Here is a 14,762-nt window from a genome sequence, read left to right as displayed (position 1 = left end):
GCTCACAGGTCGAGCACCAGCCGGGGGCTCTTCGAGCGCCCGACGCAGACCATCATGGTCTTGCCGGAGGCCCGTTCCTTCTCGTTGAGGATCGTGTCGTGGTGCTCCGGGACGCCCTCGAGGACCGTCGTCTCGCAGGTGCCACAGAAGCCGTCCTCGCAGGAGGTCATGATGTCGCAGTGACCCTCGATCACCTCGAGGAGACCCTGGTCGGAGCTGACGGCGAGCACGGTTCCCGACCTGCGCAGCTCCACCTCGAAGGAGTCACCGGTCGACGCCTCGGCGAGCGCTTCGCCGTCGGAGGCGAACTTCTCCAGTCGGAGCTGAGCGGACCGGCCCGCCTTCTCACACACCTCTTCGAGCTCCTTGAGCATCGAGATCGGGCCGCAGGCGTAGATGAGGGTGTCATCTCCTGCACCGTCGACGAGCGAGGCAAGATCGGGACGACCGGTCGATGAGGTGACCACTACCTTGACGTTCGGACCTGTCGCGAGCTTCTCACGGAAGGCCATCGACTCGAGATGGCGGCCGACATAGACCAGGTCGTACGGCGACTTCTCGCGCTCGGCGCGGATGACCATCGCCAGCATCGGCGTGATGCCGATCCCGCCGGCGATGAACAGGTAGTGCGGGGACGGTTCCAGCGGGAAGTGGTTGCGGGGGCCGCGGATGCGGACTCGCTTCCCGACGAGTGCCGTCTCGTGGGCCTCCTCGGAGCCGCCGCGGCCCTCGGGCTCGCGGAGCACCGCGATCCGGTAGAAGCTCAGGTCGGCAGGCGGGCTGCACAAGCTGTACTGCCGGACCAGGCCCGAGGGCAGCTCGATGTCGAGATGCGACCCGGGTTCGTATGCCGGCAGCAGACCGCTGTCGGGCACCAGCTCGAGAGAGATCACACCGTCGGCCTCCAGCTTCGCCTGCCGTACGGTGACCTCGAAGAAGTCCTGCTCCTCGCCGGTCATGCCGACACCTCCGAACAGGCCTCCGCACGGGCACCGCCGCGCAGGACGTCGAGCAGCGCGGCGAGCAACTTGGGGCCGCGTACGGACACCAGCATGTCGACCTCCTGACGCAGGGTGATCATGGCCGAGGCGCCGGTCGGCTCCTGCCAGTGCTCGGGGGCGACGAGGACGGCAGCGATCAGGTCGCCACCCTCGCGCGCCGCGGTGCACACCTCGCGTACCACCGGTTCGGGGACCTCGGTGAGGTCGGTGCCGACGAGGACCACCATGTCGGCCGACTCGGCGACGGCGCCGGTGCCGGCCGACGCCGGCGGCACCCAGGCGCCCTCACCCAGCGGCTTGGTCAGCGCCTCGACGGGGTCCGGCCCGATCAGGATCTGGACGCCCTCGACCCCGAGGGTCTGCAGCTCGTCGACGAGCTGGGCGCTGCCGGGACCGAGCGGCACGACGAGAACACGGGCCTCGTAGGACCTGCGCAGGGGGTTCATCGGGTCTCCTTCACAGACTCGAAGGGGGTGGAGTCGGCCCGCAGCCACGGGTCGATCACGACATGAGGGGTGACCGGAGCCTTGCCCTGGTCCATGTCGCGCAGGCTCTGTCCGACCTGCTCCAGGGGAACGTTGTGCGTCGGGATCCGCTCCAGGCCGGTCCGGCCGGAGGAGAGCAGCTCGATGGCACGGGTGACGGCCTGCGGTGACCGGCCGCGTACGCCGCGAACGGTCACCAGGTTGCGGACGATCGCGGTCGGATCGAGTGCGGCGTCGCCGCCGCTGAGACCGGCGATCACCAACACGCCGAAGCGGCCCAGCAGCCGGATGGCGGTCGCCATCGTCTGCGGGGTGCCGATGGTGTCGATGACCGCATCGAGCGGGCCGTACTTCTCATGTACTACATCGACGACGGTGTCGTCGTTGAGCTCGCCGGCTGCGCCGAGCCGGCGGGCGAGCTCGAGACGGCCTGCGCTGGACCGCCGGCCGAGCGCGACGACGGTCTCGGCGCCACCCGCGACGGCGGCGGCCACGCAGGAGAGCCCGTGGTAGCCGGGGCCGATGATGGCGACCTTGGACCCCGGGCAGACGCCCCCGGCGTCGAGCGTCCAGTCGACGGCGTTGGCCAACGGCAGTGTCCAGGCGGCTTGGTCGACGCTGAGGTGCTCGGGCAGCGGGTGCAGTACGTGGCGGGAGGAGAGCTCCATGAACTCCGCATTGCCGCCGTGCAGCCCAGAGGCGCGGGAGGCCGGGATCATCCCGACCCGCTCACCACCGGTCCACAGGTCGACGGACGCGCACAGCCGGTAGCGGCCGGCCGAGCACTCGGCGCACACGCCGCAGCCGACGTACTCCTCGACGGCGACGCGGGTGCCGACCCCGAGACCGAGCGTCTCGGAGTCCTCGGAGGTCAAGTACTCGATCCGGCCGATCGTGTGGTGGCCGAGCACCGCGGGAGCCTTGAGCCCCCGCTGGTGGAGCATCACATCGGTGCCGCACACGGCGGAGGACTCGACGCGCAGCCTGCTTGCCGAGGCCGGGAGCACAAGCTCCCGAACCTCGGTGCCGCCGGCCCCGTCGCTGACGGCGGCGCGAACCAGCAGATCGTTCATCGCCGGAAGAGCCCCCGCTTCTTCGGGGCGACGCGGGCGTCGGCCTGCTTCTTGGCCTTCTCGACCTCTTCCTTCAGCTGGCTCCAGATGCCGTAGACGATCTCGCCGTACTCCTGCTCGTGGCGCAGCTGCAGGACGTCGCGCGGCCGCTCGAACGGCACGTCGATGAACGCCTTGGCCCGGCCCGGCTGGGCGCTCATCACCATGATCCGGTCGCTCATTGTCACGGCCTCGTCGACGGAGTGCGTGATGAAGACGACCGTCTTGCGGGTCTCGTCCCAGATGCGGAGCAGCTCGGCCTGCAGGAGCGTCTTGTTCTGCTCGTCGAGAGCTGAGAAGGGCTCGTCCATCAGCAGGATCTCGGGGTCGTTGGCGAACGCACGCGCGATCGAGACGCGCTGCCGCATGCCGCCGGAGAGCTGGTGGGGGTAGGCGTCGGCGAACTTCGTCAGGCCGGTCGCGTCCAAGTAGTGCCCGACGGTGTCCTTGATCTCCGACTTCGGGGCGCCCCGTACGGTCAGGCCATACGCTGCGTTGTCCCGGACGCTCATCCACGGGAAGATCGAGTCGCCCTGGAAGACCATGGAGTTCTCCGGGCGTCCGGCGGTGCCGCCGACGACCTCGATGGTGCCCTCCGAGGGCGACTCCAGGCCGGCGAGCATGCGCAGGAGCGTGGTCTTGCCGCATCCTGAAGGGCCGACGATCGTCAGGAACTGGCCCTGAGGCACGTCGAGGTCGACGGAGTCGAGCGCGGTGACGACGTGGCCGCCGGGGACCGTGAAGCGCTTGCTGAGCCCGCGGATCCGGATCTTCGGGTCGGCCGTGGCCGACCCTGCCTCGGCGGAGGCCGGTGCAGTGGTGTTGGACATGATGTGTGGTCCGTTCCTCTAGTAGAGCGCCGTCAGTGGCGGGTGATCCACGGGGTGAGCTTGTGCCCCACGAATCCGACGATGAGGGCGAGCAGGAGGCCGACGAGCGCGAAGACCAGCAGGTAGGCGTACATCGACTCGATGGTGAAGAGCTGGAAGGAGTTCCAGACCATGAAGCCCCAGCCGTTGCCCTGGCCGCCCATCATCTCGGCGATGGCGAGCATGATCAGGCCCATGCCGGCGCCGAGCTCGAGGCCGGTGATGACATTGGGCATCGCGCCGGGGAGCGCGACGGTGCGGAAGACCGTGAACCGCTTGGCGCCGAAGTTCTCGGCGACGTCGTAGAAGATCGCCGAGACGTTCGAGACGCCGGTGTAGGTGTTGATGACGACGGGGAAGAAGACCCCCATCGCCACGAAGTACCAGATCGTGTCCTCGCCCAGGCCGAAGAAGAGCAGGAACAGTGGCAGCACCGCGCTCTTCGGGACGGGGTAGAGGGCGGAGATGATGGGACGTACGGCCGCGTTCACGACCTTGTTGAGACCCATCGCGACACCGATGATGACAGCGGGTATCGCCCCGACCAGGAAGCCGAGGACCAAGCGGGTCAGGCTGTGCTGGGACTGGGTCCACAGCTCGCCGCTGGCTGCCTCGGTCCACAGCGCCTGGAAGATCAGCGTCGGTGCGGGGAAGAAGCGGTCGTCGAGCACGCCACCGCGGGACAGCGCGTCCCAGGCGACCAGAACGACGATCGGGCTGAGGATCGAGATGGCGCGCAGGGCACCCTTGCTCAAGGTACGGCGCTGCTTCACCTGACGGGCAGCAACCGCTGCTCTCGTGGTGACGGCCGCTTCTGCAACATTGGTCATGGCACTCATTCCTTGCTCGCGGTCTGTGCCGCCTCGTCGACGAAGCTGGTGTCGACCAGCGAGTCGAATTCGATCTGCGAAGTGCCCGTGAAGAGGCCCTGCCTGACGAAGAAGTCGTAGTCCTTCTTCAGGCTCTCGACGTTGAGAGATGCGTCGGGGTTCACGAAGCTGGGGACGGTCTGCTTGACCGCCTCGGGATCGGACTTGATGTTGTCGGCGATGATCGTGGCGATCTCGTCGGCGTCCTCGCCGGTCCACGTGCCGCCCTCGACGGCAGCGCTGTAGTCGTGCGCGGCCTGCGTGTAGGCGTTCATGAAGCACTGGGCCGCCTCGCCCTGCTCCTTGGGAAAGTCGCCGCTGTAGAGGAGCACGGCGAGCTGCTGGTTGTTGTAGACCGTGGTTGAGTCCGCGAGCTTCACCGCCGCTCCGCTCTCCTGAGCCTTGGTCGCGGCCGGCTCGGTGGTGAGCGCGGCATCGATCGAGCCGTTCTGCAGTGCGGCGACGTGATCAGGAAAGCCGAGGAAGCTGTGCGTCACGTCGTCGTACGTCAGTCCCTCGTGCTCCAGCAGGGCGGCCAGCGTCGACGAGGTTGCCGTGCCCGGAGCCGGCTCGGCCACCTTGAGACCCTCGAGGTCCTTGACGCTGGAGACCTTGCCCGAGTCCACGAGCTCCTTGCGCACCAGCAGCGGCATGTAGTCGTGGTTCGTGACCAGCTGACCCTTGTCCGCGACGATCTTGATGTCGATGTCGCGGGCGATGCCGTTGTAGAAGCCGGCCGACGGAGCGCCGGCGCCGACGGCCAGGTGCCCGGCCGCCAGATAAGGCACCATCTCGCCGGCCGACTTGAACGGGCGGAGCTTCACCTCGAGGCCCTCGTCGGCGAAGTACCCCTTGTCCTGGGCGATGAAGAGCAGCGCATCCGAGAGGCTGTTGGTGATGCCGGCTTCGACCTCGACGCCGACGCAGGACGTCGCGCCCGAGGCGCCGGTGCCGCAGCCTGCCATGGTCATCGCTCCCACGGTGGCGGCCATGACGGCCGCGACCGCGCGCGAGCGCTTGAAGTGTGTACGCATGAGTCAGCCGATCAGATCGAGTGGAAGTTCTCGCCGGGCTTGACCACGAGGACGTCCTTCGCGCCCTCCTGGAAGGGCACGTCGCGGGGAAGCAGGATCGAGGTGGAACGTACGCGCGTGTGTGCGGGGTCGAGGCCGGGCAGCTCACCGGAATCGACCTCGTCGAGCGCGGCGAGCAGGCGGCGACGGGCCAGGATGATGGCGGCGTCGGAGGTGCCGAGGCGCTCCTTGGTTCGATCGGCGACGATGCCCATCGACTCCTGCAACGAGAAGTCCTGAGCGGCGATGCCCGCGATGCCGGAGAAGGTCTCCTTGCGGCGTTGGGCGCCGCGATCCATGAGGTAGTCGTTCTCGGCGGAGGCCAGCGGATCGTACGTCCCCGGCTTGTACTTCACGTGGATGCCGTCGCCACCGTTCAGAGCGTTGATCTCGCGCTCGCCGAAGTCCGTGGTCGGGTGGTAGTTCCAGCTCCAGGCCCAGCAGGTCTCGTCGTCGATGGGAACCCAGGCGTGACCGCCCATCGGGTTGTGGTCACCGAACGGCGGGATGATCGTGTACCACGGCATCATCCACTGCGTGATTCGCCAGTAGTAGTTCTCCTCATCGGCGTTGCGACGGGCACCGATCAGGAGACCGCCGTCGGACTCGGCCACCTCGAACTTCGGGCGGGTGTCCGACTTGAGGTACTTGTTGCCCTCGGTGCCGGAGTGCAGCGGGTCGTCGTCGAGGTTGAACCGGTGTGCGAAGGAGACGTGGCTGGAGTCGATCCCGCCCTCCATCGCCTGCAGGTAGTTGGAGAACTGGCGACGCTTCGAGATGAACCGCTTCTCCGGGGTGAGACCCATCCACTCCAGGTCCGGCAGCGGCGGTTCGTTGTCCGGGTCGCCCATGTAGGCCCAGATGAGACCGCCCGCCTCGACGGCCTTGTACGCCCGCTGCTTGATCTTGGAGCAGAACTTGCTGCCCTCGGGCTCGGACGGCATGTCGACGCAGTTGCCGTCGATGTCGTACTTCCAGCCGTGGTAGGCGCAGCGCAGTCCGCCCTCCTCGTTGCGTCCGAAGTAGAGGGACGCCGTGCGATGGCTGCAGAACTCGTCGATGAGGCCGATGCGGCCCTCGGAGTCCCGGAACGCGATCAGCTTCTCGCCGAGGAGCTGCACCCGCACCGGGTCGCAGTCGGTGCCCTCGATCTCCTCGGAGAGGAGCGCGGGGATCCAGTAACGACGGAACAGGTTGCCCATGGGGGTGCCCGGACCGGTCTGGGTCAGCAGGTCGTTCTGTTCACGGGTGAGCATGCAGGTTGCCTTTCAGAGGGGTGATGCGGTGGGGAAGGCTGATGAGTGCTGCCGCTACGAAGGCGGCCAGCGGGACCAGCCAGGCGACGCCGAAGCCGGCGCCGAGGTCGAGGGTGAGCCCGAACACGAGCGGTCCGGAGCCGAATCCGAGGTACATGCCGGTGGCCAGGAACGCTGTCGCGGTGCCGAGAGAGGCGACGGGAACCGTGCGGATCAGGACCACCATGGTCACGGCGTTGGATGCGAGTGCAGCCGCACCGAACACGGCGGCGCCGACCCACACCAGCCAACTGCCGACCAGACTCGAGGCCATCACGAGCACGACGCCGAGCGCCGCGCCGGCGGCCAGGCTGAGGAGCGTGGACGCCTGCCGAGACTCTGCGTCCGCGCGACGGCCCCACCAGATGCGGCTCAACAGTCCGACCAGCCCGACCAGCGCGGCGATCAGACCCGCGGGGCGCAGGCCCAGACCGAGGTTCACGTGGGCGAAGAGGGGGAGATGGGCGTTGGTCGCCTGGAGACCGAATCCGATGAAGAACGTGTACGCCGTCAGCCTCGCGACCGAGACGGGGCCGGTGGATTCCTTGGTCCTGCCCGATGTCTGCTTGGGGGTTGCCTCGGCGTGGGTCGCTAGCGCGCTGACCACGCCGACGAGGCCGAGGACGACGCCGGCAGCGACGGCCCAGCGCCACCCGGCGGCGGCCGCGATCAGCGGGGCGGTGAGACCGGCGACGAGCTGCGCGGCTTGGACCCCGGACTGCTTCCAGCCGACGAGGGCGCCCCGCTGCTGGACCGGCAGCCCGGCAACCGTCCGGTTGGTGGCTGGGTTGGAGAGCGCCTGGGCGGCACCGCTCAGCACGCCCGCGACCAGCACGACAGCGTACGACTCGGCGAGGGCCAGCACTGCGAGGCCGGCGATCGAGCCTACGGCGACCGCGACCATCACGGTGCGCGCACCGAAACGGCTCGACGGCCCGCCCAGGAGGAGTGCCGAGAGCGCTGCTGAGCCGAAGGTCACGGTCGAGATCGCGCCGTACTCGGCCGGGCTCAGGTCGAGATCGGCGATCACGAGCGGGGAGATCGCGGTGAGCGTGTAGAGGAACAGCGGACCGATGCCCATGCACACGAACAGCGACATCCACAGCACCGGGGAGGTCTGCTCCCGGGTGCTGACGACGTCGACCGTGTCGCTGTTCATAGATCCTCGTTCCGCTATGCGTACAACTGTGCATTGTGATCGCCGACACACGGTCGCATGATGGAGATCCCAGGTCAAGTGAAGGACGGGAAAATCTGCCCGATCTTCGTTAGGGTGTGCGCATGGCGGAACCGATCTTTGCGGGTGATGAGCGGCGGATCTCCGACCGTGACGTCGTCCAGTCGTTGATGCGCGGGCTGGCCGTCGTGCGGGCCTTCGATGGCACTCATCCGGGACTCTCGCTGGATGAGGCGGCCGAGCGCACTGGCTTCAGTCGGTCGGCCACCCGGCGGTTGCTGCGCACCCTCATGACCGCGGGACTGGCGGTGTACGACGGCCGCCACTACCGCCTCACGTCGCGGTTGCTCGACCTCGGCTACGCGAGCCAGTCACGCCTCTCGCTCGCCGAGGTGGCGCTACCGCATTGCGAGGAGCTCTCGCACCGGCTGGGACGGACGGTGTCGCTTGGGCGGCTCGACGGCGACAGCATCGTCTACCTGCTCAGGGTCGGTGCGCCCCGTCTGGTTGCGGTCTCGATCCACGTAGGCAGCAGGCTGCCGGCGTCTCTCCCGGCCATCGGCCGCGTCGTCCTGTCCGGACTCCCCGATGAGGAGCTAGCTGCCTTTCTCGCCTCCGACGGCTTCCATGAGCAGTCGAAACGCACCGGGCTGTCCACCGATGACCTGCGCAAGGAGTTGGCCGACATCCGCGCCCGTGGCTGGTGCCACGTCTCGGAGGTTCTCGAGGCCGGGCTCAGCGCGGTCGCGACACCGATCCGCGACCGGACCGGGCGCGTCGTCGCCGGGCTCAACGTCTCGACGCGCACCGGAGGGCAGGCTCCGGTGCTCGACCTTCTCGACACGGTGCCCGACCTGGTGCGTACGGCAGTGCGCATCGGCGACGACCTCCACCAGACCCACCAGGCCTGAGGCGCGCGCCCCGGGTAGGGGGAGGTCGCCGGGTCTTCTGCCCCCACGTTGGAAGATGGGGGCATGACCGCAAATAGTGGAAACGGCGGAAGTACAGGAATCCGCGTCGCGTCCGTCGAGGACATCCCGGAGGGTGAGGGGATCGCGATCTCCTCCGACATCACCGGCACCGAGGACGACATCGCCATCCTGCGCGACGACGACGGCACCTGCTGGGCCCTCAACGACACCTGCACCCACGAGACCGCCTCGCTGGCCGAGGGCTGGGTCGAGGACGGCGATGTCGAGTGCCCCCTGCACTCCTCGCGGTTCAACCTCAAGACCGGCAAGGTCGACGGCCTCCCGGCCACCCGGGACACCGTCCCGCACCGGGTCGAGGTGCGTGACGGGGAGGTCTACCTGTTCCCGAACGAGCGTCCGTGACGGTCTCGTCGGTCCTCGTCGTCGGTGGCGGGATCGCCGGTGTGTCGACCGTCGCGGAGCTGCGGAAGCGTGGGTTCGTCGGTGACCTGACGCTCCTCTCCGCCGACGCGTTTCCGTACGACCGTCCGCCCCTGTCCAAGGAGTATCTGTCGGGAGCGAAGGACCTCGACTCGATCGCGCTGCAGGCGCCGGAGTGGTACGCCGAGCAGCGGATCGACCTCCTCGCGGATGCGTTGGTGGAGGCGCTGGATCCGGACGCCGGCACGGTGGTGCTGTCGGACGGCCGAGAGCTCTCCGCCGATCGGATCGTCCTGGCGACGGGTGGGGGGTCGCTGTGGCCGGACGTCGAACGCGTGGTCCGGGAGCTCCTCGACCGCCCACCAGCAGGCATGGGAATCCCGCGCTCGACCACGGGGATCCACACGCTGCGGAGTGCCGAGGACGCCGATGCGCTGCGGGGCGTGCTGCTCCCGGGTGCCAGGCTGCTGGTGGCCGGTGCGGGGCTGATCGGCGCCGAGGTCGCCTCGACCGCTCGGAAGCTCGGGTGCGAGGTCGTGCTCGTCGATCCTGCCGACCCGCCGATCGCGGCCGCGGTCGGCACCCAGGTCGCCAAGTGGCTGCACTCCTTGCACGCGGTCCACGGCGTGGAGACGGTGACATCCACGGTCGAGAAGCTCGAGTCGACGAGAGCCGGAGTAGTGGCGCACATCGCTGGAGCGGCGTCGCCCCGTACCTTCGATGCCGTCCTGCTCGCGGTGGGGATGGTGCCCGACACCACCTTGGCGAAAGCTGCTGGGCTGGAGGTCGACAACGGTGTCGTCGTCGACGACCAACAGGTCACGTCGCACCCGAAGGTCCTCGCCGTCGGTGACTGCGCCCGGCGCCGCGGCCACCGCCGCGAAGAGCACTGGGAGGCGGCGCTGCTCGACGGCCAGCGGGCCGCGGCGACGATCCTCGGCATCGACGCCCATGCCGAGACCGCCCCATGGTTCTGGACCGACCGCTACGACCTGCATGTCGAGGTCGTCGGTGAGATGCACGAGCCGGACGCAGAGCACGAGACTGTCGTACGCGGCACTCTCGGCGAGCCGCCGTTCGCGGTGTTCACCCTCCACGGTGAGCGCCTCATCGGCGCAGTCGCTGTCGATGACCCGGCTGCCGCGAAAGCAGCGCGCCGGCTGATCGACCGTACTGCCGACGTACGTGCATCTGATCTTGCGGATCCGACCAAGAGCCTCCGAACCCTGCTGCGCCGGTAGCGAGCTCGTCGCCGAGATCCGTGCCGAGTCGGCTCGTCCTGACAGGGATCCGTGCCGAGTCGGCGCGTCCTGACCGAAATCCGTGCCGAGTCGGCGCGTTCGAACGAGCCGACTCGACGGGTTCTGCGGTGAGGACGGGCTGACTCGGCTGCGGTGCACTTCCCCGCCATGGCGGGGAAGTGCGCCCTCCTGCCGGCTCGAGCCCGGCCAGAATCCCGCCATGGCGGGAAAATGCCCCACCGCAGCGCGCGCACAACGAAGGACGGCGCCCCGCGAGCAGCTCGCGGGACGCCGTCCTAGGGGAAAGATCTCAGACGGTCAGCTGAGCGGGCTTGGACTGGTTGGCGACGCGGTTCTCGGAGTCGATGAACCAGGCGAGCTGCTCGACGCGGGTGATGATCGCGTGCAGCAGGTCGGCGGTGGTCGGGTCCTCGGAGTCGATGTCGTCGTGGATGTCGCGAGCGGTCTTCGAGGTGGCGTAGAGCGCGGCGGCGGCGAGGTCGGCGGCCGTCGCGGTGTCGACCTCGGTCGCCGGGAGCGGCGCGAGGGTGGTGTCCTCGGAGACGGTGCCGGTGCGGCCGTCGGGGAGGATGTAGAGCGCACGCATGCGCTCGGCGACCTCGTCGGTGAAGTCACGGGCGGCGTCGACGACCTCGTCGAGGACCAGGTGCATGTCGCGGAAGTTCTTGCCGACGACGTTCCAGTGCAGCTGCTTGCCCTGCAGGCTGAGCTCGGTCAGATCGACGAGCAGGCGCTGCATCTGCGTCGCGAACGCCGGGCTCGGGACGAACGCCGGGTGCGAGGTGTGGGTGGCGCTGCTCGTGGCGGTCTGCGTAGCCATGTTCGGTGTATCCCCCTGGATAGATGTGGGTCTTTCTTGGTGACACCCACTGTGCCACCTTTTCTTGAACCATTCCAGAAAGGTTAGTCTTCCCTAAGTCATCGCCGTGGCTCGCGGCACGCCGTAGAGTCGGGCCGTGCCGCCAGCCGGAGACGACCCAGCCCCCCTCGTCGCGCGGGTTCGCCGCCCGGAGGTCTTCGAGACCAGCCGGCTGAACACGGACGCGCAGGTCGAGGCCTGGGAACGCCACAACGCCAGCGCCCTGGTCGCGCTCTCCTGCCGGCCCATCGACGGCCACGGGTTCGACGCGCAGGAGGTCAACCTGCAGCTCGACGAGATCCATCTGGCGCGGGTCCGGGCCACCCGCCACGTCGTCGAGCGACCGGCCAGCCTCGTCAAGGAGATCCCGGCACGGTCGATCGCCGTCTACGCCAGCCTCCGCGGCGAGGCGATCCTGGAGTACGCCGGCCGTCGCAAGGTCATCCGGCCCGGACAGCTGATCGTGTGCGACGTCGACGCGCCCTTCCTGCGGGGCTTCGGGCACGGCCTCGAGGAGCTCGCGGTCAAGGTGCCGGTGGAGGCCTTCGCGGCTCGCACCGGAATCATGTCGATGCCGGAGCCGCTCGTCCTCGACGCCGGCCGTGACCAGGATCCGCACGGGCGAGCACTCGTGCAGATGGTCGGCCGCGCGCTCCGCCCCCACGACCCGGTGCCGGCCGACGAGGAGGCCGTGCTCGACCTGATCTCGGTGATCGCCACCGCCGGGAAGGTCTCGCTGGCCACGGCCCACCGAGCAGCGGCGAAGGCGTTCATCGAGGACCATCTCGCCGACCCCGGCCTCTCCGCCACGACTGTCGCCGCGGGCGCCGGCATCTCCGAGCGCCACCTGTCCCGGCTCTTCGCCGACACCGGCACCAGCGTCCCCCGCCACATCCTCGGCCGCCGCCTCGAGCTCGCCTACGCGATGCTCGCCACCGGCTCGGACCCGGCCGTCCGCACCGTCGACGTCGCCGAGAAGTGCGGCTTCACCTCGGCCTCGTACTTCTCCCAGGCCTTCCGCAAGCGCTTCGGCGTAGCCGCCGGAGACGTACGCCGCGCCGCCCGCGCCTGACCCGAGTTTCGTACGTCACAGCTCACTTCTCGGCGCGAAAGGGTGACAAGTCCACCAAAGTCCGATAGGTCTTCCATGCGATTTTCCGCCAACCAGACCCTGCTTCCCACCTGTAGGGGCGGTGGCGGACGACACTCTCGAACACCCCACACTCTCTAAGGAGACGTACGTGCGCAACGGACTCACCACCGGACGCGGCCTGAGCATGGCCGCCGCCGGTGTCGCAGCGATGGCGCTGACCTTGACGGCCTGCGGGTCGGGCGGCATCGACGACGAAGGCGGTGGCGGCGAGGACACGCTCACCATCGGGTTCGTCTCGACCGAGACGGGCTCCTCGGCGCCCTTCGGCGAGGCGAACAGCTTCGTCGTCGACGAGATGGAGGCCTACTTCAAGGACCACCCGGTCAAGGCAGGCGACAAGGAGTTGGACGTCGAGATCGTCGTACGCGACGCGCAGAGCGACACCACGAAGGCCGGGGCGGTGGCCGGCGACCTGATCAACAAGGACGGCGCCGACATCATCGTCGCCTCCTCGACGCCCGACATCGTCAACCCGGTCTCGGAGCAGTGCGAGGCCAACTCGATCCCGTGCATCACCACGGTCGCCCCGTGGCAGCCCTTCGCGATCCGCAGCGGCGACAAGCCGGCCGACCTGAAGTACAGCTACCACTTCTTCTGGGGCCTGGAGGACGTCGCGACGGTCTACGCCGACATCTGGAGCAAGGTCGAGAACAACAAGAAGGCCGGCGGTCTGTTCCCGAAGGACCCCGACGGCGAGGCCTGGGGCGCCAACTTCCCGGCGCTCACCGAGGCGTCCGGCGTCAAGATCGACAACCCGGGCAACTACCCCAACGGCACCAAGGACTTCTCCGCCCAGATCAGCGCCTACAAGGGGCACGACGTCCTGGTCGGCGTCCCGATCCCGCCGGACTTCACCACGTTCTGGCAGCAGGCGAAGCAGCAGGGCTACAACCCGAAGGTCGCGACCATCGGCAAGGCGCTCCTCTTCCCGTCCTCCGTCGAGGCGCTGGGCCCAATCGCCCACAACCTCTCCACCGAGGTCTGGTGGACCCCGACCGCTCCCTACAAGTCCTCGCTGACCGGCCAGTCCGCGCAGGAGCTGGCGGATGCGTACGAGGAGAAGACCGGCAAGCAGTGGACCCAGCCGCTCGGCTTCGCGCACGCGCTCTTCGAGGTCGCGACCGCGGCCGTGACCGAGGCCGGCTCGACCGACGCCGACGCGATCACCAAGGCCCTCTCCGGGCTCGAGGTCTCCACGGTCGTCGGTGACGTCGCGTGGGGCAAGGACGCGAATGTCCCGCCGTACGTCGCCAAGACCTCCCTCGCGGGCGGTCAGTGGCGCCAGGTCGAGGGCGGGGAGCACCCGTTCGAGCTCGTCGTCGTGCAGAACTCGCTGGCTCCCGACGTACCTCTCGGCGGCGAGCCCGAGGCGCTCAAGTGACCTCTGTTCAACCAACGCTCGACGCCTCCAGCAGCGCGCCCGCGGGTGCGCTGCTGGAGGCCGAGGGCCTGGCCAAGGCGTTTGGCCAGGTCGTCACCGCCCGCTCGGTCTCCTTCCACGTGGCCGCGGGCGAGGCACTCGGCATCGTCGGCCCCAACGGCGCCGGCAAGTCCACGCTGCTCAACCTCGTGACCGGCACGCTCCCGGTCGACGCGGGCACCATCCGCTTCGACGGCACCGACGTCACCCGGATGCCGGCGGCCCGCCGCACGGCCCTTGGGATCGGGCGTACGTTCCAGATCCCCCGCCCCTTCGAGGGGCTCACCGTCTTCGAGAACGTCCTGGTCGGGTCCACCTTCGGCGCGGGCAAGCGTCGCCGAGAGGCCGACGCGCAGGCGTGGGAGGCGCTGGAGACGGCCGACCTGACCCGCTTGGCCAACACCCCCGCCGGCTCGCTGCGGCTGCTCGACCGCAAGCGGCTCGAGCTCGCCCGCGCGCTGGCCACCCAGCCGCGGCTGCTGCTCCTCGACGAGATCGCCGGCGGCCTCACCGAGCACGAGCTGCCCGCCCTGATCGAGACCATCTCGGCGATCCGCGACAACGGCACCGGGGTCGTCTGGATCGAGCACATCGTGCACGCGTTGCTGCAGGTCGTGGACCGGTTGATGTGCCTGGCCCAGGGCGACGTCGTCGCCACCGGCGACCCACGTGAGGTGATGGCGTCCGACGCCGTCGCCGCCGTCTATCTCGGCTCCCCCGACCTGGAGGACCAGTGAGCCCGGCGAGTGCTCACCGAGTGACCTCGGTCGGCGGTTACTCCCCGTGCGGAGTTCCACGAAGCAAGCACGCGTTCACCGAGTTACCTCGGTCAACA

Annotated in this window: 15 protein-coding genes; 6 read left to right on the top strand and 9 right to left on the bottom strand. The window is 68.8% G+C overall.

What is annotated here, in order from left to right; translation table 11 throughout:
* Nucleotides 1-2: 2 nt before the first annotated feature.
* Genes ACIRON_RS13150 through ACIRON_RS13115 form a run of 8 tightly spaced genes read right to left on the bottom strand, consistent with a single transcriptional unit; the run spans nt 3 to nt 7,863 of the window.
* Entirely contained in the window at nt 3-959 is a 957-nt protein-coding gene (locus ACIRON_RS13150) for a PDR/VanB family oxidoreductase (protein ID WP_402992744.1), read from the bottom strand.
* Entirely contained in the window at nt 956-1,447 is a 492-nt protein-coding gene (locus ACIRON_RS13145) for a hypothetical protein (RefSeq protein ID WP_402992743.1), read from the bottom strand. Before ACIRON_RS13145 ends, ACIRON_RS13150 begins: the two co-directional genes overlap by 4 nt.
* On the bottom strand, nt 1,444-2,559 hold the full coding sequence (locus tag ACIRON_RS13140) for a zinc-binding dehydrogenase (RefSeq protein ID WP_402992742.1): 1,116 nt from the start codon (nt 2,557-2,559) through the stop codon (nt 1,444-1,446). The genes ACIRON_RS13145 and ACIRON_RS13140 overlap by 4 nt, the downstream gene beginning before the upstream one ends.
* Entirely contained in the window at nt 2,556-3,428 is an 873-nt protein-coding gene (locus ACIRON_RS13135; protein ID WP_402992741.1) for an ABC transporter ATP-binding protein, read from the bottom strand. Before ACIRON_RS13135 ends, ACIRON_RS13140 begins: the two co-directional genes overlap by 4 nt.
* Nucleotides 3,429-3,460: 32 nt before the next feature.
* Nucleotides 3,461-4,297 (bottom strand): ABC transporter permease, encoded by an 837-nt coding sequence (locus tag ACIRON_RS13130; RefSeq protein ID WP_402992740.1) that lies wholly within the window; start codon nt 4,295-4,297, stop codon nt 3,461-3,463.
* A 5-nt stretch (nt 4,298-4,302) separates the two neighbouring features.
* Complete coding sequence (locus ACIRON_RS13125; RefSeq protein WP_402992739.1) at nt 4,303-5,370, bottom strand: ABC transporter substrate-binding protein; 1,068 nt, start codon at nt 5,368-5,370, stop codon at nt 4,303-4,305.
* A gap of 11 nt (nt 5,371-5,381) precedes the next feature.
* Nucleotides 5,382-6,665, bottom strand: a complete 1,284-nt coding sequence (locus ACIRON_RS13120) for a Rieske 2Fe-2S domain-containing protein (RefSeq protein WP_402992738.1) — start codon at nt 6,663-6,665, stop codon at nt 5,382-5,384.
* Nucleotides 6,652-7,863, bottom strand: a complete 1,212-nt coding sequence (locus tag ACIRON_RS13115; protein WP_402992737.1) for an MFS transporter — start codon at nt 7,861-7,863, stop codon at nt 6,652-6,654. Before ACIRON_RS13115 ends, ACIRON_RS13120 begins: the two co-directional genes overlap by 14 nt.
* A 122-nt stretch (nt 7,864-7,985) precedes the next feature.
* Here ACIRON_RS13115 and ACIRON_RS13110 point away from each other — a divergent pair, with 122 nt between their 5' ends.
* The 3 genes from ACIRON_RS13110 to ACIRON_RS13100 all read left to right on the top strand — a co-directional run bounded on the left by ACIRON_RS13110 (nt 7,986) and on the right by ACIRON_RS13100 (nt 10,474).
* Complete coding sequence (locus ACIRON_RS13110; RefSeq protein ID WP_402992736.1) at nt 7,986-8,792, top strand: IclR family transcriptional regulator C-terminal domain-containing protein; 807 nt, start codon at nt 7,986-7,988, stop codon at nt 8,790-8,792.
* A gap of 63 nt (nt 8,793-8,855) precedes the next feature.
* A complete protein-coding gene (locus ACIRON_RS13105; protein ID WP_402992735.1) occupies nt 8,856-9,215 on the top strand; it encodes a non-heme iron oxygenase ferredoxin subunit in 360 nt (119 codons plus the stop codon).
* Nucleotides 9,212-10,474: an NAD(P)/FAD-dependent oxidoreductase gene (locus ACIRON_RS13100; RefSeq protein ID WP_402992734.1), complete on the top strand. Its 1,263-nt coding sequence runs from the start codon at nt 9,212-9,214 to the stop codon at nt 10,472-10,474. The genes ACIRON_RS13105 and ACIRON_RS13100 overlap by 4 nt, the downstream gene beginning before the upstream one ends.
* Before the next feature lie 310 nt (nt 10,475-10,784).
* On the opposite strand, the gene ACIRON_RS13095 is transcribed toward ACIRON_RS13100, so the two are convergent.
* Complete coding sequence (locus tag ACIRON_RS13095) at nt 10,785-11,315, bottom strand: Dps family protein (protein ID WP_402992733.1); 531 nt, start codon at nt 11,313-11,315, stop codon at nt 10,785-10,787.
* A 136-nt stretch (nt 11,316-11,451) separates the two neighbouring features.
* Here ACIRON_RS13095 and ACIRON_RS13090 point away from each other — a divergent pair, with 136 nt between their 5' ends.
* From ACIRON_RS13090 to ACIRON_RS13080, 3 genes are all read left to right on the top strand, one after another.
* Nucleotides 11,452-12,426 (top strand): helix-turn-helix domain-containing protein, encoded by a 975-nt coding sequence (locus tag ACIRON_RS13090; RefSeq protein ID WP_402992732.1) that lies wholly within the window; start codon nt 11,452-11,454, stop codon nt 12,424-12,426.
* 169 nt (nt 12,427-12,595) lie between these two features.
* Nucleotides 12,596-13,888 carry an ABC transporter substrate-binding protein gene (locus ACIRON_RS13085; RefSeq protein ID WP_402992731.1) on the top strand — a complete coding sequence of 431 codons (1,293 nt, stop codon included), beginning with the start codon at nt 12,596-12,598 and terminating at the stop codon, nt 13,886-13,888.
* Complete coding sequence (locus ACIRON_RS13080) at nt 13,885-14,664, top strand: ABC transporter ATP-binding protein (protein ID WP_402992730.1); 780 nt, start codon at nt 13,885-13,887, stop codon at nt 14,662-14,664. Before ACIRON_RS13085 ends, ACIRON_RS13080 begins: the two co-directional genes overlap by 4 nt.
* Nucleotides 14,665-14,762: the final 98 nt, after the last annotated feature.

Source organism: Nocardioides sp. NPDC101246 (genome assembly GCF_044767415.1).
Lineage (GTDB): Bacteria > Actinomycetota > Actinomycetes > Propionibacteriales > Nocardioidaceae > Nocardioides.
This window is presented reverse-complemented; position numbering and strand designations above follow the sequence as displayed.

Excerpts from the sequence above, each read along its gene's own strand:
- ACIRON_RS13150 (WP_402992744.1), bottom strand. The coding sequence starts at position 959 with ATGACCGGCGAGGAGCAGGACTTCTTCGAGGTCACCGTACGGCAGGCG.
- ACIRON_RS13145 (WP_402992743.1), bottom strand. The coding sequence starts at position 1,447 with ATGAACCCCCTGCGCAGGTCCTACGAGGCCCGTGTTCTCGTCGTGCCG.
- ACIRON_RS13140 (WP_402992742.1), bottom strand. The coding sequence starts at position 2,559 with ATGAACGATCTGCTGGTTCGCGCCGCCGTCAGCGACGGGGCCGGCGGC.
- ACIRON_RS13135 (WP_402992741.1), bottom strand. The coding sequence starts at position 3,428 with ATGTCCAACACCACTGCACCGGCCTCCGCCGAGGCAGGGTCGGCCACG.
- ACIRON_RS13130 (WP_402992740.1), bottom strand. The coding sequence starts at position 4,297 with ATGACCAATGTTGCAGAAGCGGCCGTCACCACGAGAGCAGCGGTTGCT.
- ACIRON_RS13125 (WP_402992739.1), bottom strand. The coding sequence starts at position 5,370 with ATGCGTACACACTTCAAGCGCTCGCGCGCGGTCGCGGCCGTCATGGCC.
- ACIRON_RS13120 (WP_402992738.1), bottom strand. The coding sequence starts at position 6,665 with ATGCTCACCCGTGAACAGAACGACCTGCTGACCCAGACCGGTCCGGGC.
- ACIRON_RS13115 (WP_402992737.1), bottom strand. The coding sequence starts at position 7,863 with ATGAACAGCGACACGGTCGACGTCGTCAGCACCCGGGAGCAGACCTCC.
- ACIRON_RS13110 (WP_402992736.1), top strand. The coding sequence starts at position 7,986 with ATGGCGGAACCGATCTTTGCGGGTGATGAGCGGCGGATCTCCGACCGT.
- ACIRON_RS13105 (WP_402992735.1), top strand. The coding sequence starts at position 8,856 with ATGACCGCAAATAGTGGAAACGGCGGAAGTACAGGAATCCGCGTCGCG.
- ACIRON_RS13095 (WP_402992733.1), bottom strand. The coding sequence starts at position 11,315 with ATGGCTACGCAGACCGCCACGAGCAGCGCCACCCACACCTCGCACCCG.